Source organism: Rhodococcus sp. JVH1 (genome assembly GCF_000280725.2).
Classification (GTDB): domain Bacteria; phylum Actinomycetota; class Actinomycetes; order Mycobacteriales; family Mycobacteriaceae; genus Rhodococcus_F; species Rhodococcus_F jostii_A.
In genome coordinates this window covers 6,003,079-6,026,650 of the sequence record NZ_CP166289.1, presented here as the reverse complement: position 1 = coordinate 6,026,650, position 23,572 = coordinate 6,003,079, and the positions used below count along the sequence as shown (strand labels likewise).

Here is a 23,572-nt window from a genome sequence, read left to right as displayed (position 1 = left end):
TCCGCTCAGTCGATCAACTCGTCGAGATCGAGTTTCGCGCGCTCGGCACCGGACAGGGCGAGCCAGAACATCGCCGAGCCTTCGGTGGAGGTCGGCTTCAAGCCGGTGAGTTGCTCGACGCGGCGCAGCCGGTAGACGAGGGTCTGCCGGTGGATCTTCAACTCGTCGGCGCTCTTCTGCCACGCGCCGTCGTTCCGGAGGAACACGCGCACCGAGGTCACCAGCTCACCCTCGTTGCTCTTGTCATGGGCGATGAGCGGACCGAGTGTCGTGCGGGCCAACCTGCGGGTGTCTTCCATACTGCGGGGCAGAAAACCGACGTCGTCGATGTCTTCGCCGTAGACATTGACCGTCTGGTCCTGCTCATGGGCGCGAGCCACGGCGAGCTGGGCCTGCCGGGCCGCCTCGGCGACACTCGAATTGGCGGTCAGAGTGCTGCTGACCCCGACCGCGCAGTCCGGAGCGAGCTTGGTGTTGATCGTTGCCAGCAGGTCGAGATCGCGGGGCACCACCGCGATGAGTAGCGCCGCGCGCGGCAGCAGCAGCGGGGCGTACTGCTGCAGACAGACCTGCCGGTGGATGGTCTCGTGATGAAGTGGGTCGGCGTTCGGGGTGCTCCAGCATGCGACGACCACCCCATTGGTCATGCCGCGGTGGCGCAGTTCGGGCCACACGGCGGCGAAGGTGATGGTTTCGTCGAGAAGGCCGACGAGCAAGTCCGCCCCGGACGCACGAAGTCGGTCGCGTTGAGCGGCATCATGTTCGAGTTCGAGGGCAATCAGGCCCCCGAGGTGCTGCAGGAGCGGGCGGTCGTTGACGGGGACCCGGCCGGGACTGGCCGACAGCACGACTTCTCCTGCCCCCGGGATCGGAATTTCGACACGGTCGGCCACGGGATCCGCGTGGCTGCTCCGCTGGTGAAGCGCCAGGCGTCCGCTGACAATGACCTCGCCGCCGGCACCGTGATCGCGGACCTCGAGAGCCCATCCGGTGGTCCCTTCGAGCGCGGAGATCCGGTCCCCGAAGGTGCCGCGTGCGTGCAAGGCCTGCCAGTACACGTCGTACAGGCGGGTGATGGTGGACAGGCGCTGTCGTTCGGATTCGACGGCACTTTCGATGACGGTGCGCGCGAGCGCGACGAATTGCAGGTCGAAACTTGCCGAGAGCACGGGGAATCCGCGGCTTTCGGCGACTTCGAGCAGTGCCGGCGTGACATCCGGGGTGCCGGGGCCGCGGGCGATCACCAGGGCGCTGACGTGGCTGTCGATCAGGTGCGCCATCCACTCGGACTGCTCCGTGTCGCCGCGGGGCAGCCCGCCGCCGGTGGTCATGACGAGGTCACCGTGTTCGAACCACAACCACGGATCGGGCAGGTCACAGGCATGCGCCCAGGTCACCAGCCGCGCGCCGCCGCTCTCGCCGGCGAGATATTGCAGGCCGAGCGATGGGATCGCGGCCAGTTGATCGACGGAGATCATCGGTCTTCACCTCCTCATACAAAAGTACAGCCGCCAGTTATATGTCTGTGAATCCGGAGTATGTCGGGGCTCACACGCTGACACGACACTGGATATCGACGCACGAACGAACGAACGGCTGGAGGCTGTAAATGGTGGTCAGTAACGCCCGCGCGGAGCGCGGCGTGTCAGGTGCCGCAGACGGTACACCCCTGTGGCGCGAAGACCGAGAGCACACATCCCGGCGGCCCGCGCTGCCCGGCAACATCACCGCCGACGTGGCGATCGTCGGTGCCGGGTTCACCGGACTGTGGGCGGCCTACTATCTGCTGCAGGCCGACCCGACGCTGAAAGTAGTTCTGCTCGAACGGGAATACGCCGGCTTCGGCGCCTCGGGACGCAACGGTGGGTGGGCGTCGTCGATCTTCCCGGTGTCGCTCGGCCGCGTCGAACAGCTGTACTCGCATCGCGCCGCTCTCGATCTGCAGGCGGCGATGAACGAAACGGTCAGCGAGATCGGCGACGTCGTCGCGGCCGAGAAGATCGACTGCGAATACTCCCGCGACGGATTCGTCTCCCTCGCCCGCAGCCAGGCGCAATGGGCGCGGGCGAAGGCGACCGTCGATGGCGCCGAGAAGTTCGGCACCCACGGGCAGTGGCAGTTGCTCGGTGCCGACGCCGCGCGCGAGAAGGTCAACGCAGCCGGTGTGCTCGGCGGTATCTACACCGAGCACTGCGCGCTGCTGCATCCGGACAAGCTGGTGCGCGGTCTCGCCGGCTGGGTCGAGGAACGCGGCGGGGTCATCTACGAGGACACCGCGGTCGACGAGATCGGCAAGGGCATCGTCTGGACGCAGCACGGCTCGGTCACCGCATCCGTCGTCATCCGCGCCACCGAGGCGTTCACCCCCGAATTCCCCGAATACCGGCGCAACGTGGCGCCGCTGTACTCGCTCGTCGTCGCAACCGCCCCGCTGCCGGACGAGGTCCGTCTCGAACTCGGCCTCGACGACCGAACCGCGTTCAACGACATGCGGAACCTGCGGATCTACGCCCACCCGACCAACGACGGCCGCCTCGTCTTCGGCGGACGCGGGGCGCCGTACCACTTCCGGTCCAAGGTCCACCCGTCGTTCGACGTCGACGCGAAAATCCACGAGAAGATCATCGACACGATGCACGAGTTCTTCCCGACACTGAAGGACGAACCGATCACCCACCGGTGGGGCGGCCCACTCGGTGTCCCGCGCGACTGGTTCCCCTCGGTCGGCTACGACCAGAACAACAAAATGGCCTGGGCCGGACCGTATGTAGGCGACGGGGTCGCCACCAGCAACCTCGCCGGCCGCATCCTGCGCAACCTCATCCTCGACAAGCGCGACAACCTGAACTCACTCCCCGTGGTCAACCACCACTCCCCCAAATGGGAGGTCGAACCCTTCCGCTGGTTCGGGGTCAACGCCGGACTGCGAGCCGCCGCGACCGCGGACCTCGAAGAGCGCATCACCAGCAAACCGTCCAAGGTGTCCGCGCTGCTGGAAAAACTCACCGGCGCCCACTGACATCCCTTCGACCGATAACGGAGATATCGACCATGGCTTCACTGATCCACCTGCCCGCCACCGTCGTGAACGGTGAGCTGACCCCCGCCGGCCAGCGACCCGGCGCCGACAGCGGCGACCCCCAGCTGCGCACCCTGCCCGTCGACGGCGGCACCGACGCCCAGATCGGAATCTGGGAATGCCGGCCCGGCGGCTGGCCTGTCGTCGACCGACCCAACACCGAAACCTGCTACGTCCTCGAAGGCAAGGCCACACTCACCGACGACGAGACCGGCACCAAGGTCGAGATCTCGGCCGGCGACTTCGTGGTCCTGCCTCCGGGATGGTCCGGACGCTGGGACGTCACCGAAACCGTCCGCAAGGCATACACCATCTTCTGATGCCGATTGTGCCGCTTCCCCGACGAGACCACCAGCTACTTCTCATTCGACAGGACCCCACTTCATGACACACAACGACAGCACCCTTCGGGCGATCCCACACTGGTCCGACGGCAAGGGATTCGCCGGTACCAGCGGCAACACCGCCCCGGTCACCAACCCGGCCACCGGTGCCGTCACCGGTCAGGTCGCCCTCGCCAGTGTCGAGGACGCCCGCGCCGTCATCGACGCCGCCGCCGCCGCGTTCCCCGCCTGGCGCGACACCTCCCTCGCCAAGCGCACCCAGGTGATCTTCACGTTCCGGGAACTGCTCAACGCCCGCAAGGGCGAGTTGGCGGAGATCATCACCGCCGAGCACGGCAAGGTCGTCTCCGACGCACTCGGTGAGGTGTCCCGCGGCCAGGAGGTCGTCGAATTCGCCTGCGGCATCGCGCACCTGCTCAAGGGCGGCATGACCGAAAACGCCTCCACCAACATCGACGTCTCCTCCCTCCGCCAACCCGTCGGCCCGGTCGGGATCATCTCCCCGTTCAACTTCCCCGCCATGGTCCCGATGTGGTTCTTCCCCATCGCCATCGCCGCCGGCAACACCGTGGTGTTGAAGCCGTCGGAGAAGGACCCGACCGCCGCGATCTGGATGGCCGAACTCTGGGCCGAGGCCGGCCTCCCCGCCGGCGTGTTCAACGTCCTGCAGGGCGACAAGACCGCCGTCGACGAACTGCTCACCAACCCCGCCATCAAGGCCATCAGCTTCGTCGGCTCCACCCCCATCGCCCAGTACGTCTACGCCACCGGCACCGCCCACGGCAAACGCGTCCAGGCCCTGGGTGGGGCGAAGAACCACGCCATCGTCCTCCCCGACGCCGACCTGGATCTGGCCGCCGACGCCATGGTCAACGCCGGCTTCGGCTCCGCGGGCGAACGCTGCATGGCCATCAGTGCCCTGGTCGCGGTCGGCGACATCGCCGACGAACTGGTCGCCAAGATCAAGGACCGCACCGACACGTTGAAGATCGGCGACGGCACCCAGGACTCCGACATGGGACCACTGGTGACCAAGGTGCACCGCGACAAGGTCGCCTCCTACATCGACGCCGGCGAAAAGGACGGCGCCACGATCGTCGTGGACGGGCGCACCGTGCAGGCCAATGGCGGCAAGGACGGGTTCTGGCTCGGACCCACCCTGATCGACCACGTCACCACCGACATGTCCGTCTACACCGACGAAATCTTCGGACCCGTCCTCTCCGTCATCCGGGTCGGCTCCTACGACGAGGCCCTGGAATTGGTGAACTCGAGCCCGTTCGGCAACGGCACCGCCATCTTCACCAACGACGGCGGCGCCGCCCGACGGTTCCAGAACGAGGTCGAGGTCGGCATGGTCGGCATCAACGTCCCCATCCCCGTCCCGATGGCGTACTACAGCTTCGGTGGCTGGAAGAACTCCCTCTTCGGCGACACCCACGCGCACGGCACCGAAGGCGTCCACTTCTTCACCCGCGGCAAGGTCGTCACCACCCGCTGGCTCGACCCCAGCCACGGCGGCCTCAACCTCGGCTTCCCCCAGAACAACTAGCCCCCTTCCATAAGGCTTTCGTAGACGGAAAGCTCACCAATCACCTGTGCGGGGTGCGGATCTCGGACCGTACCCCGCACAGGCCCCACCCGCACGATCACCCATCACACCATCAAGGAGCACGTCATGCCTCTCGTTCACATCCACGTCATCGAGAACAGGCGTACTCCTGAACAGCTTCGTCACCTCGCGGACGTAGTGCAGGACGTGATGCTCGAGCACTTCGCCGCACCGGACCGAGACCGCTACCAAATCATCTCCGAGCACAAGCCAGGTCAGATCATCGCCGAGGACACCGGACTGGGATTCGAGCGCACCGACGACATCATGGTCGTGCAGGTGGCCCAACAGGGCCGCAGCCAGGAGCAGAAGAAGGCCATGTATCGGGCACTCGCTGATCGCCTGCACACCGAGACCGGTTTGGCGCCAACCGATGTGATCGTCTCGGTGCTCGCGAACACACGCGACGACTGGTCCTTCGGCAACGGCATCGCCCAATTCGTGGAAGGACACCTCTGAGCGCCGGCCACAGCAGTTGCTGGGCGGGACAGCCCCACCAGAACGGACATCGACATGGTCGGCTATCAGACAGAGATCCTCACATTCGCCGCGACATGGGCGCCCTACGACGGCGGTGACGAGCACGTACTGCCAACCTTCGGCATCAGTCTCGAGGAGTACTACCGCCGGGTTCTGCACTTGCTGGACACCCCCGCGGCCCGGTCGATCGACCCATCCACGATCCTGCGAATTCGACTCCGGTGCATGCAACGATTAGCGACCACGACAAACGTGCCCCGGCGCCGGTAAGGGACAACCCCGCAATACGTCTGCCGACTGATACCCGCGAGAGCAACACCTCAATCCGTGGTCGAGGCGATCCTGAGTTGTAACCTGGCTTCGGAGTGAGCAGGCCCTCGCAGAACGCATTTCGTTCGTGGGCGAGCCACTGCGGGGTCGTGGTGACAGCGAGATCGGCCAGCTGGCTGCCGGAGGCTTCAGGACGACGAGGTCAGCTGCTGCCACGCGTGAGTACGAAGTCGTATTGTGACGACCATGCTGTGGCGGAGTCGTCACTGTTCTTGTCGTAGGTGGCGATCAGCGCCTCTTTCACACCGAAGACGGCGTCGGACTCGAGGTAGCTGTCACCCTCCACGAAGGTGTGGGTCACCAGACGTTCGTAGCCCTCGGCGGTGACGAGGAAATGCATGTGCGCGGGTCGGTACGGATGCCGCCCGAGCCGGTCGAGCATTTGCCCCACAGGACCGTCGTCCGGGATCGGGTAAGCCGTAGGCTTGATGCCGCGGAACAGGTATCGGCCGTCTGCGCCTGTGAGGAATCGACCCCGATTGTTCCATTGGGGTTGGATGTCTGGCTGCTGAACGTCGTAGTAGCCATCCGCATTGTCCGACCAGACGTCGACGCATGCGCCCTCGATCGGATGGCCGTCGAGGTCACGGACCTGCCCCGCGAAGAGGCAGGACTCGCCTTTGCCGTCGAGGGAAATGTCATCCCCCATCTGCCGGATCGGCGCCCCCTCGACGTGGAACGGACCGAAGACGGTGTTCTCGGTGGCGCCGGTGGGCCTGCGGTGATTGATGGCGTCGACCAGCATCGATACCCCGAGGGTGTCCGACAGCAGGATGAATTCCTGCCGCTCGGGCCCACAGATCTGTCCGGTTCGCGTCAGGAAGTCGATCGCAAGGTCCCACTCGGCCTGGGTGATACCGACATCCCTGACGAACGAGTGCAGATGTCGGACAAGGCTTTCCATCACGACGGCGGCCCGGTCACCGGCGTCGATCCCCATTCGACCGTTGACAGTGCCGACGGACTGATCCTCGGTGAAGTACGTGGTCATGCCGATCCTCCTTACGGGGTTGATTCTGGGCGGGTGCCGTCGTAGGCGTGCTGCAGCAGTCGGCGGATGGAGTCGCGGTCCAACGGGCGCGGGGACCAGTAGGGCGCGGCGAGCGCCAAGTCCGCGACACGGTCCAACTGCTCGGGCGTGACCCCCAACTCGGAGAGACGGCGGGGAGCGCCGACTTCCACTGCGAAATCGTGGAGGCCCCGGCCGGCACTCCCCCCGAACAGGTCCGCGACGGGTGCAAGGACCGTGGGTTCGGTTTCCTCCACGAAGCCGATCGTGTGCGGAAGCAGGATTGCGTGGGTCTGTGCATGAGGTAAGTCGAGCGCGCCGCCGAGGGTGTGGCACAGCTTGTGGTGGACGGACATTCCGACGCCGCCGAGGACGGTCCCGCACAACCACGCGCCGTAGAGGGCGCGATCTCGCGCACCGTGGTCGGCGGGGTCGCTCGTCAGCTCACGCAGGGCGTCGCGCAGAGCGGCGAGGCCCTCCAGGGCCATGAGGGTGAAGATCGGGCTCCCGTCGCGCGCATATACCCCCTCGGCGGCATGTGCCATCGCGTTCAATCCGCTGGCGATGCTGAGGGGAATCGGCAAAGAGTCGGTGAGGGCCGGATCGTAAACAACTGTCTCGGGCAAGATCTCGGGGCCCCGCCGCGTGGTCTTCACCCCGTTCTCGGTCTCGCCGAGGATCGGGGTCACCTCCGAGCCCGCGTATGTAGTGGGCACAGCGACCTGGGGAAGACCGGTCCGAGCCGCGATCGCCTTGCCGAGACCCGTGGTCGAACCGCCTCCCAGGGCGACGACGCAGTCCGCGCCAAAGTGCTCGATCTCGACCAGTGCTCGGGCGGTGACCTCGATGGGGGTGTGCATGGTGGCGCGGTCGATGACGCCGACACCGAGCGCACCCAGGTCGTCGGCGAGGCGCCCCGCACTCTCCCTCTGCTGGGGCGTCGACAGCACCACTGCCCGTCGTGCCCCCAGGCGCTCGACTTCCTCCCGCACGCCGTCGCGGGCACCTCGCCCGAAGACGATGCGCGCTGGCGATCCGCTGTGGACGAAGGGCCGCACCGCCGACTCCTGCCGGTTCACCGGTCGAGTTTGAACAACGTGGCGGCGTTGGTCCGACCGATCTTGAGCCGGTCTGCCTCGGAGATGCTGGCAGCGTCGAACCACTCGGCGGCGTGGTTGATGTTCTCGAAGGGCCAGTCAGTCGAGAACATCACGCGCTCCGAGCCGAGCTCGAGCAACAGGTCGATCAGCGTCTGGGTGCGGAAGTTACCGGAGGTCGTGACGAAAAAGTTTTCCGTGAAGTAGTCGACCATGCGACGTTTCGCTGGGTAAGCGGGCGGCACGTCGACCCAGGCGTTGCGGTGGTCGATGCGCCAGAGCATCGCGGGGATGCCCTCACCCATGTGACCGAGGACGATCCGCAGGCCGGGGTGCTCGTCGAAGAGACCAGAGGCCATCAAGCGCAACGCATGGACGGCAGTCTCCTGCGCGAAGGCCCACGTCGGACCGAGCAGCCACGGGTGGCCCTCGTAGATTCGGGCGTCCTGGTTCAGCGGGTTGCGCGGGTGGAGGTAGAAGGGCACGTCGAGGCGCTCGACCTCTGCCCAGAAGGGTCGGTACCGGGGGAGGTCGTAGTAGAGGGGGGTACTGCCGCCGTCCACCGTCGCACTCTGGGAGAACCCGTTGACCAGTGCGCCGACGAAGCCCAGTTCGGTGACGCAGCGTCGCAGTTCCTCGGCGGCGGCGTCGGGGTCCTGGAGCGGCAGCGCAGCGAAGCCGCGGAATCGGTCCGGGCGCTTGGCGCATTCCTCGGCGAGTACGTCGTTGGCGCGGCGTGCAATGTCGATGGCGCGGTCTCGTTCGGGGATGGCCTGCACGGCAGGAGCGTTGAGCGAGAGGATCATCGTTTCGATGTTGTGCTCGTCCATCAGTTTCAGGCGAACATCCTGGATGTCGAGAAGCCGAGCCTGCAGCTCGTCCCAGTAGGTTCCGGGTACGAAGCCCGCGGAGTCGTTCAGCGTCTCCGGGATGGCGAAGTGCTCTTCCAGTGCGATCTTGCCCTGCATCAGTTTTCTCCTCGAGGTGTTTGTCGGTGGTGGGGTGTCAGGCCGTGGGCGCCCGGGGCCGGGACGGCACGGGAGCGACGGCGGCGACGAGCTCCTTGACGAGGCCTGCGAGCTCGGCGGCGTCGCGTGCGAGTCCGAAGACGTAGCCGTCGGGCCGCACGATGGCGGCGACGCACTCGTGGGCGGCGAACCATCTGGTGTACACGCCGGCGGTGTCGGAGACGGGCGCTCGGTCGAACATCGACGTGAGGCCGAAAATCACCTCTTTGCCGCCGATTTCGGTGAATGCGGTGCGGTCGCCTTCGGCGATGTCGGACAACACCTGTGGTCCGTCGGCGACGACGAGCCATCCGGTGCCGGCGATCTCGTCGAAGAGTGCGGTGGTGCTCGACGTCGACACCAGGCCCTGCGGGAACATGTCGCCGTGGTTGGCGATCAGGCCTCCCGACAACGCGGGGTATCGCAATTTGTCCGGCTTCTGGTTGGCTTTGCGCGCAGCGATCATCTGCGCATCGCGCTGGGCGGCGAGCGCGGTGTCCCGCATCGTCTGGACCCGACCCAGTTCGATTGCCTTCTCGGTGATGTAGCGGACGTGCGGTTCACGTTCGGCTTGGTAGGTGTCGAGCAGCGAGTCGGGGTGGCCGGCGAGCACCATGTCGAGCTTCCAGGCCAGGTTCCGTGCGTCGCGGATTCCCGACACCATGCCCTGCGCCAGGAACGGCGGCATCTGGTGTGCCGCGTCGCCGGCGAGAAGAATCCGACCGTGACGCCACTGCGTGGTGATGCATGACCGGAACGTGTAGTTGGCGACGCGGACGAGCTCCGCATCCTCCGGGGTGAGATACGTCGCTACGCGTGGCCACACCTTGTCCGGGTGAACAACCTCCTCGCGATTCGCTGCGCTTTCGAGCCGGAACGAGAATCGGTGGAAGCGGGGTCCGATGTTGACGATGGCGATCGGTTCGGCGGGGTCGCAGACCTGACGGAAGGTGGGGAGATCCGGCACGTCGCGGTTGAGCTGGAAGTCGCAGACGAGCCAGTTCTCGAAGAACCCGTAGTCGTCGAGTTCGCCGCCGGCGAACTGGCGGACGACGCCGTTCCCCCCGTCGCAGCCGACGACATAGCGGGCACGAACCAGGTACGCGCTGCCCTCGACGTCGGTGGCGCGGACGAGGACGTCGTCACCGTCCTGCTGGTCGACGGACTCGACCGTCATCCCGCGGCGGATCTCGACGGTTGGCAGGGACGTAATGAGCTCGTCGAGAACGGATTCGAGGTGGGGCTGGTACATCATGTACTGCGCCGGCCATCCGCAGCGGCCCGGGTTGTCGAACTCGATGTCCAGCAACACTTCGTCGTCGCCGTTCACCCATACGTAGCCGCGCTGGATATTGGTGCCGGGCAGCATCTTCTCCGCGACGCCGAGTTTCTGGAATGTGCGCATGGTCTCGTCGTCGAACGCGGCGGCGCGCGGCAGATTGTACAGACCCGTGTACCTCTCGAGGACAACGACGCTCCGGCCCTGGCGCCCCAGGAGCGCCGCCAGTGCCATCCCGGTAGGGCCGCTGCCGACGATCGCGACGTCGACTGCTTTTCTTCCCGCGCCCGGCGGCTGTGCGAAGGCAGACATGCCGTTGTTCCTTTCGACTTTCGTGACTTCGCGTCACGTGTGATTGCAACCACACCGTACGAGTTTATTATTAGTAAAGTCAATGCATAGTAGTGAATCAGTTCTCGATCACCCCCAACCTTCCAGCGAGCCATAAGGTGGTTTCCCGTGACGACCTCCCCAAATTCCGATTCCACTGCAGATGCCGAGAGCGCCGGCCCCCGTCAAGGCATCCAGTCGGTGGAGCTCGCCATGACTGTCATCGAGGCCCTCGAAAGCGGACTTGGGCCGATGAGCCTCACGCAGATCGCGAACGCCTCCGGGATGGCCGCGAGCAAGGTTCACCGCTACTTGGTCAGCCTGGGTCGCGCGGGGCTCGTCGTGCAGTCTCACCGATCCGGGCTCTATGACTTCGGACCGGCGATGCGTCGACTGGGCATCGAATCACTGCGCCGCATGGACGAGGTCGGCGTGGCGTCGGAGCACCTCCCCGGCTTGCGTGATCGCACCGGGCACGCCGTCAATCTCGCGGTATGGGGCGACCACGGTCCCGTTCTGGTGCGCTGGGACTACGGCGCGCACGCACTCCCGATCACAATCCGGGTGGGCGCGACAATGCCACTGCTCACCTCCGCGATCGGACGCATCTACCTGGCCCACCTGCCGACCACGATGACAGCATCGATCGTGGAGACCGAACTCGAGACACTCGGCGCGAACGCACCCAACAAGAGCGAGGTGGCCCGGCTACGGGCCACCGTGCGCGAGCAGGGCGTCGCCACCATCTCGGGTGAGGTGATTCCGGGCATCATGTCGGTCGCAGCTCCGGTCTACCCGGCCGGCCAGTCGATCCCCCTGGCTGTGGCAGTGGCACTTCCGTCGTCGCTCGGTGACGCGGCCACGGTCGCCGAGGTGACTATGGAACTGCTGCGCACGACGAAGGCGATCTCGCAGGACTACGGCAGCGTCGGTGGAGCCGCCGGCGGGCCAGTCGCCTGAGCGATTCCATCGCTCCTCACGGGACCAGGCACGCCCGGACAGGGATTCACTATTGCGGAATTCATTTCGCTATGTTCAAATGTGACTCGCGTCATAACCTGGTAGTGCCAGATCTGTGACGAGTGCGGCACCGAGGTTGGACCGTTGCGAACGGTCCATCGGATGGCTGCCAATCGTGAACGCACGCACCCCGCTGCGGTGCCATCGCCCTCTTCTCGACAGGAGCGTCCCATGAGTCGCGCACCCGCTCTCCCCCGCTCGGATCGCCTGCCCGGCGCCACCCGCACACTGTTAGCAGTCACCTGGCTCGTAGCGACCCTCGAGGGCTTCGACCTCGCGATCTACGGCGCCACCCTCCCGGTGCTCCTCCAGACGCCCTCGCTCGGCATGGACCGTAGCGAGGCAGGAACCATCGGCTCGCTCGTCGGCGTCGGCATGCTCATCGGAGCCGCCCTGGCCGGCGCAATCGTTCACCGCATCGGCCCCCGACGGCTCCTGGTTGGATCGATCGCCGTCTTCACCGTCGGCATGCTTGTCTCAACCTTCGCGTACAGCGCCGAAGCGTTCGGCTTCGGACGTCTCGTCGTCGGACTCGGTCTGGGCGTCGTTCTTCCGACCCTCAACGCGTACGTAGCCGACCTCAGCGCACCGCGGCGCCGCAGCCGACACATCGGACTGATGATGAGCGGGTACGCCATCGGAGCGCTCGCCGCACCCCTGCTCGGCGCCGCATTGCTTCCGGAGGTCTCGTTCCGCTGGCTCTACCTGATCGGTGTCGTCATCCCACTCGTCGCACTCCCATTGGTCTTCCGCCTTCCGGAGAGCCCATTCCACCTGCGCCTCACCGGACGCGGCGCGGAGGCCGCCGAGATCGAGACCCGCTACGGCCTTCCCTCGAGCCACGTCGCCAACGAGCAGGCCGGCCGACTCTTCGGCCTCGGCCCGCTGCTCACACGCCGACTCGCCCCCACCACCCTGCTGTTCTGGGCCATGTCCTTCTGCGGCCTCCTGCTCGTATTCGGCATCAGCGCATGGCTGCCCTCGATCATGCAGGCCGCCGGCTACTCCCTCGGTTCTGCCCTGCTCCAGACCGCAGCCATGTGGCTCGGTGTGTTCGTCGGCGTCATCGCGGCCGGCCCCGTCGCGGACCGTTTCGGACCGCGCATCGTCGTCGTGACCGCGTTCCTCACCGGAACTGTCAGCCTGGTCCTCATGAGTCTTCAGCCGCCGACGTTCCTGCTCTTCCTGCTCATGTTCGTCAGCGGATTCGGGTTCATCGGCTCCCAGATCCTCGCCAACGCCTACATCCTGTCCGTCTACGACCCTGAGAACCGCAGCAGTGGTCTCGCCTGGGCCCTGTCGGTCGGCCGCCTCGGAGCCATCGCGGGCCCGACCCTCGGCGCATTCGTGCTCGACCATGCGAACGGCGTCGACGGGAACTTCTACAGCTTCGCCATCGTGGGTCTGCTCGGCGCGCTGACCGCAGTACTCGTTCCGCGGCGCGAGTCGCGCATTGATCCGGTCCACGGCGACGCGATACCGGCCACCAGATTGGCGGATGCTCAGAATCACTCCCGGCGCTGAACGATTTTCTACACAAGGGGTCACAGAACAGGAGCGCGCAAATGCCCAGCATCGACCTACCCGGAGCAAGACTGCACTACCGCACCGTCGGAAGCGGCAAACCCTTGGTTCTCGTCCACGGCTCGGCCACAGACATGACCACGTGGGACGGCGTCATCGACAACCTGGCCTCCGACCATCGCGTCACCGTCTACGATCGCCGCGGATACGGACAGTCCGAGCACAGGCCCGTCCGTGATCACCGTATCCATGCTCGAGATCTCTGCGCCGTCCTCGACCAAGCCGTGGGAGAGCCGGCGAAGGTGCTTGGATGGAGTTCCGGCGGAAACATTGTGCTGGCATCCGCCACCGCTCGCCCGGATCTGTTCTCCGAGCTGGTCGTGGTCGAAGCCCCATTTCACGGACTGCGGCACGCCGATCGGGCGGTGCTCGCGACCGCAGTTCGCCTGAAACTGCTTCAATTGCGCGGCCACCCGCAGGAGGCGACGGAGGTGTTCTTCCGGTTCGCCACCGCCCTACAGTCCGGTGGCAACAGCTACGACCTCGCCGACGACAGCCTCCGGAACGACATTCTCCGCAACGCCACACCGGTTCTGGCCGAATGGGACCCGCACCCTTTCGGAGTCATGGCCGAGCACATCTCGGTTCGCGCCGTGGTGAAGCTGCCGATGCCGATCACGTGGGTCCTCGGCTCGGAAAGTTCACCGTGGATGACCGGACTGCACACGCGACTACAGCGCCGGCGACCGGACATCGACACCGTTGTCATCAATGGCGCCGGACACCTGATCCACCTCGACTGCCCTGCCGAGTTCGTGGCCGCCGTCCGTGGAGAACCGACCCGAACCGACCACACTGCCCACACCGGCGACGGTTCATGAGTACGACCGCTCAGCGGCGAGAGGCGATCCGACGTCCGTCAAGTTGTCGATGCATTGACTTGACCTGCGGTAGTCAACTATTCGCGGCCTACAGGCGTTCGTCGAAGGTTATCGGCTATCCACAGCCGCGGCCTCGGCGCCTGTCTATGGATCAAAGCCAACGCGGCGGTTCCCCGACTTCGCCGTCGATGTTCATGCCGACGGTGCCGCGCCCGGCGGCCCACCGCACGACCGCGGCGAGGGGCCCGGACACCTTCTCGGTGGGTGGTGAATCCGTCTGCACCGCAACCGGTTCACCTCCGTCGACCGCCAGTATCAGGCCGGCGCCGAGGTCCTTCTTTTGCCACATTCCGACGATGTCGGTGAGCAGCGACTCGAGGACCACGTCGGGGAAGTCGCCGAACCGGCCGCCGTTGCCGAGGTCGACGGCGTGGATCCAGACTTCCCGGGTGCGCATCCACGCCGTCTCCGACACCGGCACCAGACGGCCCTGCGCGGTGCGGACCTGCGCCTCCCACGCCGAGGCGGGCAGGTGACGCCACTTCTCGTCGAGGCGGGCGACGGTGTGGTCGAACAGGTTCCGTAGCGCCGCCGCCGGCAGGGTGGCGCCCTCGGCGATCTCCCGGCCCCGCTGCTCCGCCGACGCATACATCGGGGTCTCGATCCCGGTGGCCGCCCAGTCCAGCAGCCGGCACAACGCGGCCGCGTTGTAGCCGACGTGCGCGAGCAGATGCGCCCGCGACCACCCCGCCAACCCGGTCGGCTCGGACAGCTGCTCGTCGGACAGTTCGGCGAGGCGTTGCGCGAAGTACGCGGTGCCGCGGCGGGCGATCAGCAACCGCTCGGCCAGGGGAAGATCGTTAAAACCCACCGGGTGCACCCCTACTTGACGATCGTCGTGTTGCGGACGGTGCCCAGGCCCTCGATGGTGACCTCGACGGTCTGCCCGTCCTGAATGTAGAGACCGGGTTTGCGGGCGTGCCCCACCCCGCCCGGGGTGCCGGTGATCACCACGTCACCGGGCTGCAGCGTCACGATGTGCGAAATGTACTCCACCAGCCTGGCCGGGGTGAACACCAGATCGTCGGTGGTGGTGGACTGCACCACCTGCCCCTCGAGTGTGGTGACCAGGGTGCCGCCGAACGTGTACGAGTCGGTGGTGGTCAGGAACGGCCCGAAGCCGCTGGTCTTCTCGAACGTCTTGCCCTGATCCCACTGCAACGTCCGGTACTGGTAGTCGCGCATCGTGTAGTCGTTCATCACCGAATACCCGGCGATGTACTGCTCGGCGTCGGCCTCGGGCACCTGGTACGCCTGTTTGCCGACGACGAACGCCAACTCCCCCTCCCAATCCAACTGGGCGGCGGCATACGACGGGACGATCACGTCGTCGTACGGGCCGGTCAACGCCTCCTTGAACTTGGAGAACAGGGTCGGGTACTCGGGCAGATCCCGGCCCATCTCCTGGATGTGGTTGGCGTAGTTCAAACCGACGCAGATGATCTTCCCCGGGTGCGGGACCACCGGGGCGTAATCCGCCCCGTCGAGATTCACGACGTCACCGGACGCGTCCTGCGCGAGGCTCGCCCAGTCCGGGTCGGTCAGCAGCGCGGACAGGTCCGGGTATCCGTCGATGATCGTGCCGGTGGTGTCGGAATCGACGCGGACGGCGACGGTGGCACCGTTGCGGCGCAGGGTGGCAAGCTTCATGGGATTTCAGGCTCCTTCGGAGATGTACGTGCGATCAAAGTGCAGGCGCTCGACGATGGGGGCGTCGGAGAACGCGAACAGGTCGAACTCGGTGTCGGCCTCGATCGACCACTCCGTCCAGGACGGGACGACGATCATGTCCCCCGTGCCGACCTCACGGCTCTGGCCGTCGAGGACGAACCGGCCCTCGCCGTCGAACACCTGGTAGACGGTGGATCCGACATCGCGGCGGGACCGGGTGCGGGCGCCGGCGCGCAGGCGGTGGAACTCGGCGCGGATCGTGGGCATCACGTCGCCGCCGGTGGTCGGGTTGGTGTAGCGGACCGCGGCATGACCGGGTTCGGTGGTCGCCGCATACCCCTCGTCCTCCAATTGCAGTTGCTCGCGCAGCGCGGCGTCGGTGTGCTCCCACCGGTACGCCGCGATCGGCGAGGACGTCTTCGCGTCCAACCCGACCAGCGGTCGCAGCCCCGGATGCGCCCACAACCGCTCCGACCGGGACACATCCGGGGTGGAGTCGTCGGTGACGTTCTCGGACCCGAATTCGAAGAACCCGGTGTCGGTGTAATGCACGAACGGGATGTCCAGGCCGTCGATCCAGGCCATCGGCTGATCGGTTTCGTTGTGGTGGCCGTGGAAATGCCAGCCCGGGGTCAGCAGGAAGTCGCCGCGCCGCATCGCGACCGGGTCCCCGTTGACGACCGTCCACACCCCCTCCCCCTCGACGACGAACCGGAACGCGTTCTGCGCATGCCGGTGCTCGGGGGCCACCTCCTTCGGGCCCAGATACTGGATGGCCGCCCACAACGTCGGCGTCACGTACGGCACCCCACCCAGGCCGGGGTTCGCCAGGGCGATCGCCCGCCGCTCCCCACCACGGCCGACCGGCACCAGATCCCCGGCCCGCTGCGCCAACGGATACAACGTCGACCACTTCCACACGAACGGCACCGCCCGCGACGTCGGCGTCATCGGCATCAGATCACCGAGCTGGGTCCACAACGGATTCAGGTGCTCGGCCTCGAAGTCGGTATAGAGCTGCTTCAGCTCCGGAGCGTCGTCGACGTACGGTTCGGTAGCGGTCATGGCGTCGACGCTAGGAGGGCTGGCGTCCCAGCCGATAGACAATTCTTCTGTGCAGAAACCTTGTCAGGGTTCGAGGTCGGCGATGTCCACCTCGAGTTCGCGGATCGCGTTCTTGATCTGCGACACCAGCGGTCCCTGCGAGTGCTGCCGGAAGCGGGTGATCGGCACGGCCACCGTCAGCGCCCCGACGGCCGTGCGAGCCCGGTTCCGGATCGCGACACCGAACGCCGCGACCCCTTCCTCGGTCTGCTGCACGTTGACGGCGAATCCGACGGCGCGGGCGGCGCACAACTCCCGCCAGAACCGCTCGAACTCGTCGGCAGGCAGGCGGCGGTCACCCCACTCACGGTCGTCGTCGGCCAGATTCACGGGCCGCAGGTACAGCTGCTCGAGGGTCTCCCTCGGCAGTTCCGCCAGCAGAATGCGCCCTCCCGCAGTCAATTCCGCGTCGAGCACCTGCCCCTGACGGTCGCCGACGCGCAACATTCCCGTCGACTCGGCGGACGACAGGAAGCGCGCCTGGGTGCCGACGCGGATCACGAGGTTGACGGTCTCGCCGCACAGGATCGCGAGGGCTTCCATGTGGGGCCTGCAGAGGTCGTTGAACTCGCGCGTCCACCCGCGCTGGGCCGGGCCGGCGCCCATCGCCGACCCGGGGTGGTACATGCGTTTCTCGTCCTGAACGGCGAACCCCCGGTACACCAGCATCGCCAGCAGCCGGTGCGCGGTGGACGGCGCGATGCCGAGTTCCTCCGCAGCGTCCTTTAGCCGCAGCCCGCCTACGTCGCGCAGCATCTGCAGCAGGCGCAACGCGTTGTCGACGGACTCCAACATGTACGTCGGCTTTTCGATCGTTCGCTTCTTCTGCACAGCAGAACTTTATTGCACGGGAGCTGTGCGCCGCATCACCCTCGATTCATGCCCTTCACTGCCACCACTACGGTGCCGCCGACGAACCGTGTCGGATTGGACCGCAACGCCGCGATCGCCGTCGTCGTCTGCTGGCTCTTCGTGGTCTTCGACGGCTACGACCTCATCGTCTACGGCAACGTCATCCCGAGCCTGCAGAAGGAGTGGGGCATCAGCGCCGCGACCGCGGGCACGCTCGGCAGCCTCGCATTCCTCGGGATGATGATCGGCGCGGTGCTCGCGGGACGCCTCTCCGACGTGGTGGGACGCAAGCGTGCGGTGATCGGATGCGCGATCGTCCTGTCCGTGTTCACCGCGCTGTGTGCGCTGGCGACCGGACCCGTCATGTTCGGCGCGTTGCGTCTGATCGCCGGACTCGGCCTGGGCGGCCTCGTGCCCACCTCCAATGCGCTTGCCGCGGAACTGATACCTGCGAAGTGGCGCGCCGCGGTGGCCACGATGATGATGTCCGGTGTTCCCATCGGCGGTTCGATCGCGGCGCTGCTCGGCATCCCCGTCATCCCGAACTGGGGTTGGCAGCCGATGTTCGCCTTCGCGCTCGTCCCGCTGATCCTGCTGGTGCCGATCGCGTGGAAGACGCTGCCCGACCACACTGCCGCGGTGACGTCGACGGAGGTGCGGCCGGCAACCGGCTTCAGCGCACTGCTGGGTACCCGGTTCCGTTCCGTCAGCATCATGTTCGCGCTCGCCACGGTGGTCACCCTGCTCGCCTGGTACGGCCTCGGCACGTGGCTGCCCAAACTCATGCAGGGCGAGGGCACCGATCTCGGCAGCGCGCTCACGTTCGCCCTCGCGCTCAACCTCGGCGCCGTCGCGGGCTCGTTCGTCACCGCGTGGGGCGGCGTCCGGTTCGGCACGATCCCCACGAGCGTCGTCGCCGCACTCCTCGCGGGTCTCGCCCTGCTGACGTTGCTCACCGCCCCACCGGTGGCGCTGGTCTACGTCATCTTCGTGCTCGCCGGCGTCGGGACACACGGAACCCAGTGCCTCATCATCGCCGCGGTCGCGTCCTACTACCCCGATTATCTGCGGGGCACGGCCCTCGGCTGGGCGCTCGGCGTCGGCCGCGTCGGAGCCGTCGCCGCACCGCAGATCGGTGGCTTGCTCCTTGCCGCCGGACTCGGCGCGGATTCCAACTTCATCCTCTTCGGCGTCAGCGCGCTCGTCGCCGCACTGCTGCTCACCGTGATCTGGCGACGCTTCCCCTCCCCCACGTGAGTGTTGCCGTGTGCCCCGGCACGCATTGCCACTCACCTGCCCCGAACGCTCGAAACGAAGGAACTGTCATGTCGAATCTGCAGGACGCACGCATCATCATCGCCGGAGGCGGGATCGGCGGCGCGGCCAACGCCCTGGCCCTCGCGGAGAAGGGTGCGAACGTCACGTTGTTCGAACGTGCCTCCGAGTTCGGGGAAGTCGGCGCCGGACTGCAGGTCGGACCGCACGGCGCCCGCATCCTCGACTCCTGGGGCGTGCTCGACGACGTTCTCTCCCGGGCGTTCCTGCCGAAGAACATCGTGTTCCGCGACGCGATCACCGCGGAGGTGCTCACCAAGATCGACCTCGGCTCGGAGTTCCGCGCCCGCTACGGCGGACCGTATTTCGTGACCCATCGCAGCGACCTGCACGCGACACTCGTCGACGCCGCACGTGCGGCGGGCGCCGAACTGCACACGGGCGTCACCGTCACCGACGTGATCACCGAGGGTCACAAGGCGATCGTCAGCACCGACGACGGCCGCACCCACGAAGCGGACATCGCGCTCGGCATGGACGGCCTCAAATCGCGTCTGCGCGAGAAGATCTCCGGCGACGAACCCGTGTCGTCCGGCTACGCCGCCTACCGGGGCACCACCCCGTACCGGGACGTGGAACTCGACGAGGACATCGAGGACGTGGTCGGCTACATCGGACCGCGGTGCCACTTCATCCAGTACCCGCTGCGCGGCGGCGAGATGCTCAACCAGGTCGCGGTGTTCGAATCGCCCGGTTTCAAGAACGGAATCGAGAACTGGGGTGGACCCGAGGAACTCGAACAGGCCTACGCGCACTGCCACGAGAACGTCCGCCGCGGGATCGACTACCTGTGGAAGGATCGTTGGTGGCCGATGTACGACCGCGAGCCGATCGAGAACTGGGTGGACGGGCGGATGATCCTGCTCGGCGACGCAGCGCACCCGCCACTGCAGTACCTGGCCTCGGGAGCTGTGATGGCGATCGAGGACGCCAAGTGCCTCGCCGACTATGCCGCCGAAGACTTCTCCACGGGCGGAAACTCCGCGTGGCCGCAGATCCTGAAGGAGGTCAACACCGAACGCGCACCGCGCTGCAACCGCATCCTCACCACCGGACGCATGTGGGGCGAGCTGTGGCACCTCGACGGCACCGCCCGCATCGCGCGCAACGAACTGTTCCGCACCCGCGACACGTCGAGCTACAAGTACACCGACTGGCTGTGGGGGTATTCGTCCGATCGCGCGTCATAACCGCTTCTCTGCCGGAATGGTTCGGCAGACTGGGAGGGTGACCCTCAACCTGGTGCAGACCCGTGTGTGGCGCGATGGCGAGTGCGTCGGCAAGGATTTTCCGCTTGCCGACGTGTCCGAACAGGTGAAGGACGAGAATGCGCTCGTGTGGGTCGACCTGTGCGATCCCGACCACGAGTGCCTGGCCGAGCTTGCGGCCGAGTGGTCGCTCGATCCGAACGCCATCGAGGATGCCGTTGCCCGCGGTGAGCGGCCGAAGGCGACGCGCTATGCGGGCCATGCGTTCGTGACCGCGTACGCCACCTGGTTCGAGACCGACGACGTCAGCACTCTCGGCGTCCTCGATTCTCGGCTTCGGCTCAGCCGCGTCTCCGCGTTCGTGGTGTCGAACGGGATCATCACGGTGCGGCGGGACGATCGATTCGACATGTCGCAGGTGGTGGAGCGCTGGGAGGAGGACCCCGCACTGCTCACACCGGGTTCCGGCGCACTCGCGCTCCTGCACGGACTGCTCGACGCCATCGTGGACGGGCAGTTCGAGACGATCGAGACGATCGACGACGCGATCGAAGCGCTCGAGGAGGGCTTGTTCGACGAGTCCGCGCGGACCCGGGAGATTCAGCAGCGCACGTACCGGCTGCGGAAGGAACTGGTGCAACTGCGTCGCGTCGTGCTGCCGATGCGGGAGGTGGTGGGCGCCGTCATGCGCGGGCGCGCCGAATCAGGACGCGACAAGTCGCCGGTTCTCGACAGCTTGTACACCGATCTCTACGACCACGTGACGCGCGCCGCGGAGTGGACGGAGTCGTTGCGCGACATGGTGGTGACCGTCTTCGAGACGAATCTGTCGCTCCAGGATGCCCGGCTCAACACCGTCATGAAGAAGCTCACCGGTTGGGCGGCCATCATCGCGGTTCCCACCGCGGTGACGGGGTGGTTCGGTCAGAACGTCTTGTTTCCCGGAGTGGGGCAGCTGTCGGGGATGATCGCCAGCACCATCGTGATCGTGACGTCGGCCAGCCTGCTCTACATCCTGTTCCGCCGACGCGACTGGCTGTAGTCGGGACGGACACGCCCTCAGGGCGCCGTCTTCGCTCCTGGTGACCCGGTCTCGCCCGCGGGAACGGCGGCGGCCTCGGTCATCAGGCGGGTGATCTCGGCACGGTCGGCGTCACCGGGCAGCCCCCAGCCCAGCCGGTAACCGTAGAGGTCGGCGAGCGTGACCGAATGCCGGTTGCCGTCCGCGACCTCGACGTCCGACGCGGTGATCAGGCCGGGGTGCGCGACACCACACGCCTCGGCCACCTTGAATACGTCCCGGCGCAACGCCCTCAGGTAGTTCGCGGCCCGGACTGATTTGATGCCGGCGTCGAGTCCGTGTGCGAGCCAGGGGTTTTGCGTCGCAACACCCGTCGGGCACCGATCGGTGTGGCACTTCTGCGCCTGGATGCACCCGACCGCGAGCATTGGCTCACGCGCCACATTGATCAGGTCGCATCCGAGCGACATCGCCGCCACGGCATTGTCGGGCAGGCCCAGCTTGCCCGAGCCTATGAACGTGATGCCGTCGGTCAAACCGGCTTCCGCGAACTTGGCGTACACGCGCGCGAAGCCGCTACGGAACGGCAGCGAGACTGCGTCGGTGAACACCAGCGGTGCCGCGCCGGTACCGCCCTCACCCCCGTCGATGGTCACGAAGTCGACACCCCGCCCGGAGTTGCTCATCGCCTCGACGAGCAGGTCCCAGAACGTCGGGTCACCGACCGCGGACTTGATCCCGACCGGCAGCCCCGTCTCGGCGGCGAGGAGCTCCACCCAGTCGAGCATGCTGTCGACGTCACGGAAGGCCGTGTGCCGGGACGGGCTGATGCAGTCACGGCCCTCCGGTACGCCTCTGATCTCGGCAATCTCCGGTGTCACCTTCGCCCCCGGCAGGAGACCGCCGAGGCCCGGTTTCGCGCCCTGGCTGAGTTTGATCTCGATGGCCCGTACCGGCGCCGACTCGACCAGCGCCCGAAGCCGCGCCAGGTCGAACCGGCCGTCCTCGTCACGGCAGCCGAAATACGCGGTCCCGATCTGGAAGATCAGGTCTGCGCCGTTCCGGTGGTATCGGGAGATTCCTCCTTCGCCGGTGTTGTGCAGGCAATCGGTGGCAGCGGCACCACGGTTCAGAGCGACCACGGCCGCCGACGACAGTGCCCCGAAACTCATCCCCGAGATGTTCACGATGGAGCGCGGGCGGAAGGCATGCGCCCGGCCGCGGGCGGCACCGAGCACCTTCGCCGACGGAATCGCGAGATGTTCGTCTGCATGCGGCATCGCCGAGGGAGGAATCTCCGAGAACGTCCGGTGCTTGATGATGGTGTAGCCGTCGGTGAACTCGATGTCGTTGTCCGTACCGAACCCGAACGTGTCGGTCACCCGCTTCGACGACGCGTACACCCAGCGACGCTGGTCCCGGGTGAAGGGACGTTCCTCGTCGTTGCCGGTCGTAATGTACTGCCGAAGTTCCGGGCCGAGCGACTCGAGCAGATAACGTCCGTGCCCGACCACGGGAAAATTCCGGAGCAGCGCGTGACGTCGCTGAACAAGGTCGTACGACGCGATCGCAGCCGCGGCGGCAGCCGGAATCGCCAGGGCGTTCCACCGCTTCATGAATTCACCGTACGCGCGCGCCGCCACTCGGATCGGCTCCTCGCGCCAATTTCACCCCGGCACGGACCCCGGAGTCGGAGCCTCCTGCGACACCGCAAGCAGCACCCGCAGATTGTCGGTGACCACCCGAGCGGAGATGCTCGGATCGATGGCGCGCTGAATACCCAGTCCGACACCGAGACTGAGGATGCTGCCTGCCGCATCCTCCGCGGGCACGGGCAACACGACCCCGAGTGAGTCGGTGAACGACTTCAGCAGTGTCACCGTGATCTCCCGGGCCACCCCGAGAGTGGCGGTGAGTGCGTCGCGGAGTTCGGGATCGTGCCGGGACAGCACGATCAGCTCGAACTCCAGCATGGTCCACCCGACGTCGCCGAGTGTCTTCTCCGCCCAGGCCTGGAACGCCTCGAGCCGCTCCTCCATCGTGTCGCCGCCGCCGAGCGCCTCGGCGATCTCCTGCCCCTTGGTGGCGTGGATGAGCCCCAGCACCTCGAGGCACAGTTCCTTCTTGTTCTTGAAGTTGGAGTACACCGCACCCTTGGAATAGCCGGCCTCGTCGGCCACTTTCTCGAGCGATGTGGCCGCGTACCCGTCGGCCAGGAAGAGGTCGCGGGCAGTCGCGACGAGATGCGCCCGTGTGCGCGCCTGACTCTCCGACCTGGTCAATCGCGCCATGCTCACCCTTTCTCCGAAGCCAATGCGAGAATATTCTA

Annotated in this window: 22 protein-coding genes; 11 read left to right on the top strand and 11 right to left on the bottom strand. The window is 66.5% G+C overall.

All coding sequences use genetic code 11. The features are described from left to right. Nucleotides 1–5: 5 nt before the first annotated feature. Nucleotides 6–1,478 (bottom strand): PucR family transcriptional regulator, encoded by a 1,473-nt coding sequence (locus JVH1_RS28035; protein WP_009474551.1) that lies wholly within the window; start codon nt 1,476–1,478, stop codon nt 6–8. A 131-nt stretch (nt 1,479–1,609) separates the two neighbouring features. On the opposite strand from JVH1_RS28035, the gene JVH1_RS28030 reads away from it, so the two are divergent. The 5 genes from JVH1_RS28030 (at nt 1,610) to JVH1_RS28010 (ending at nt 5,785) form a co-directional block, all read left to right on the top strand. After that, a complete protein-coding gene (locus JVH1_RS28030; RefSeq protein ID WP_009474552.1) occupies nt 1,610–3,019 on the top strand; it encodes an FAD-binding oxidoreductase in 1,410 nt (469 codons plus the stop codon). 32 nt (nt 3,020–3,051) lie between these two features. After that, nucleotides 3,052–3,399 (top strand): cupin domain-containing protein, encoded by a 348-nt coding sequence (locus JVH1_RS28025; RefSeq protein ID WP_009474553.1) that lies wholly within the window; start codon nt 3,052–3,054, stop codon nt 3,397–3,399. 64 nt (nt 3,400–3,463) lie between these two features. After that, nucleotides 3,464–4,975, top strand: coding sequence for a CoA-acylating methylmalonate-semialdehyde dehydrogenase (locus tag JVH1_RS28020; protein ID WP_009474554.1), 1,512 nt, complete (start codon nt 3,464–3,466; stop codon nt 4,973–4,975). Between the two features lie 126 nt (nt 4,976–5,101). Further along, nucleotides 5,102–5,494, top strand: a complete 393-nt coding sequence (locus tag JVH1_RS28015) for a tautomerase family protein (protein ID WP_009474555.1) — start codon at nt 5,102–5,104, stop codon at nt 5,492–5,494. Between the two features lie 54 nt (nt 5,495–5,548). Further along, nucleotides 5,549–5,785 (top strand): DUF3263 domain-containing protein, encoded by a 237-nt coding sequence (locus JVH1_RS28010; protein WP_009474556.1) that lies wholly within the window; start codon nt 5,549–5,551, stop codon nt 5,783–5,785. Nucleotides 5,786–5,987: 202 nt separating this feature from the next. Here JVH1_RS28010 and JVH1_RS28005 read toward each other — a convergent pair whose 3' ends face one another. Genes JVH1_RS28005 through JVH1_RS27990 form a run of 4 tightly spaced genes read right to left on the bottom strand, consistent with a single transcriptional unit; the run spans nt 5,988 to nt 10,549 of the window. Continuing rightward, nucleotides 5,988–6,836, bottom strand: a complete 849-nt coding sequence (locus JVH1_RS28005; protein WP_009474557.1) for a dioxygenase — start codon at nt 6,834–6,836, stop codon at nt 5,988–5,990. Nucleotides 6,837–6,847: 11 nt separating this feature from the next. Beyond that, the gene (locus tag JVH1_RS28000; protein WP_371113053.1) at nt 6,848–7,933 is read right to left on the bottom strand and encodes a maleylacetate reductase; all 1,086 of its coding nucleotides are present in this window, start codon (nt 7,931–7,933) and stop codon (nt 6,848–6,850) included. Next, the gene (tsdA, locus tag JVH1_RS27995) at nt 7,930–8,919 is read right to left on the bottom strand and encodes a gamma-resorcylate decarboxylase (protein ID WP_009474559.1); all 990 of its coding nucleotides are present in this window, start codon (nt 8,917–8,919) and stop codon (nt 7,930–7,932) included. The genes JVH1_RS28000 and tsdA overlap by 4 nt, the downstream gene beginning before the upstream one ends. A 37-nt stretch (nt 8,920–8,956) precedes the next feature. After that, a complete protein-coding gene (locus JVH1_RS27990; protein WP_009474560.1) occupies nt 8,957–10,549 on the bottom strand; it encodes a bifunctional 3-(3-hydroxy-phenyl)propionate/3-hydroxycinnamic acid hydroxylase in 1,593 nt (530 codons plus the stop codon). A gap of 231 nt (nt 10,550–10,780) precedes the next feature. Here JVH1_RS27990 and JVH1_RS27985 point away from each other — a divergent pair, with 231 nt between their 5' ends. The 3 genes from JVH1_RS27985 to JVH1_RS27975 all read left to right on the top strand — a co-directional run bounded on the left by JVH1_RS27985 (nt 10,781) and on the right by JVH1_RS27975 (nt 13,992). Then, complete coding sequence (locus JVH1_RS27985; protein ID WP_237735122.1) at nt 10,781–11,527, top strand: IclR family transcriptional regulator; 747 nt, start codon at nt 10,781–10,783, stop codon at nt 11,525–11,527. A 231-nt stretch (nt 11,528–11,758) separates the two neighbouring features. Continuing rightward, complete coding sequence (locus JVH1_RS27980) at nt 11,759–13,111, top strand: MFS transporter (protein WP_009474563.1); 1,353 nt, start codon at nt 11,759–11,761, stop codon at nt 13,109–13,111. 41 nt (nt 13,112–13,152) lie between these two features. Continuing rightward, complete coding sequence (locus tag JVH1_RS27975) at nt 13,153–13,992, top strand: alpha/beta fold hydrolase (RefSeq protein ID WP_009474564.1); 840 nt, start codon at nt 13,153–13,155, stop codon at nt 13,990–13,992. 151 nt (nt 13,993–14,143) lie between these two features. Here the strand turns inward: JVH1_RS27975 and JVH1_RS27970 are convergent, their stop codons facing one another. The 4 genes from JVH1_RS27970 to JVH1_RS27955 all read right to left on the bottom strand — a co-directional run bounded on the left by JVH1_RS27970 (nt 14,144) and on the right by JVH1_RS27955 (nt 17,658). Continuing rightward, nucleotides 14,144–14,863: a maleylpyruvate isomerase family mycothiol-dependent enzyme gene (locus tag JVH1_RS27970; protein WP_371113052.1), complete on the bottom strand. Its 720-nt coding sequence runs from the start codon at nt 14,861–14,863 to the stop codon at nt 14,144–14,146. A gap of 11 nt (nt 14,864–14,874) precedes the next feature. Next, nucleotides 14,875–15,702: a fumarylacetoacetate hydrolase family protein gene (locus JVH1_RS27965; RefSeq protein WP_371113051.1), complete on the bottom strand. Its 828-nt coding sequence runs from the start codon at nt 15,700–15,702 to the stop codon at nt 14,875–14,877. 6 nt (nt 15,703–15,708) lie between these two features. Then, complete coding sequence (locus tag JVH1_RS27960; RefSeq protein WP_371113050.1) at nt 15,709–16,788, bottom strand: cupin domain-containing protein; 1,080 nt, start codon at nt 16,786–16,788, stop codon at nt 15,709–15,711. Between the two features lie 63 nt (nt 16,789–16,851). Continuing rightward, nucleotides 16,852–17,658, bottom strand: a complete 807-nt coding sequence (locus JVH1_RS27955) for an IclR family transcriptional regulator (protein ID WP_009474568.1) — start codon at nt 17,656–17,658, stop codon at nt 16,852–16,854. 48 nt (nt 17,659–17,706) lie between these two features. Here JVH1_RS27955 and JVH1_RS27950 point away from each other — a divergent pair, with 48 nt between their 5' ends. The 3 genes from JVH1_RS27950 (at nt 17,707) to JVH1_RS27940 (ending at nt 21,264) form a co-directional block, all read left to right on the top strand. Further along, nucleotides 17,707–18,936 carry an aromatic acid/H+ symport family MFS transporter gene (locus tag JVH1_RS27950; protein ID WP_043778747.1) on the top strand — a complete coding sequence of 410 codons (1,230 nt, stop codon included), beginning with the start codon at nt 17,707–17,709 and terminating at the stop codon, nt 18,934–18,936. 68 nt (nt 18,937–19,004) lie between these two features. Further along, nucleotides 19,005–20,204: an FAD-dependent monooxygenase gene (locus tag JVH1_RS27945; protein ID WP_009474570.1), complete on the top strand. Its 1,200-nt coding sequence runs from the start codon at nt 19,005–19,007 to the stop codon at nt 20,202–20,204. A gap of 37 nt (nt 20,205–20,241) precedes the next feature. Continuing rightward, nucleotides 20,242–21,264: a magnesium transporter CorA family protein gene (locus tag JVH1_RS27940; protein WP_009474571.1), complete on the top strand. Its 1,023-nt coding sequence runs from the start codon at nt 20,242–20,244 to the stop codon at nt 21,262–21,264. A gap of 17 nt (nt 21,265–21,281) precedes the next feature. Here the strand turns inward: JVH1_RS27940 and JVH1_RS27935 are convergent, their stop codons facing one another. After that, entirely contained in the window at nt 21,282–22,859 is a 1,578-nt protein-coding gene (locus JVH1_RS27935; RefSeq protein ID WP_237735125.1) for an FMN-binding glutamate synthase family protein, read from the bottom strand. Between the two features lie 51 nt (nt 22,860–22,910). Continuing rightward, nucleotides 22,911–23,534, bottom strand: coding sequence for a TetR/AcrR family transcriptional regulator (locus JVH1_RS27930; RefSeq protein ID WP_011594789.1), 624 nt, complete (start codon nt 23,532–23,534; stop codon nt 22,911–22,913). Nucleotides 23,535–23,572: the final 38 nt, after the last annotated feature.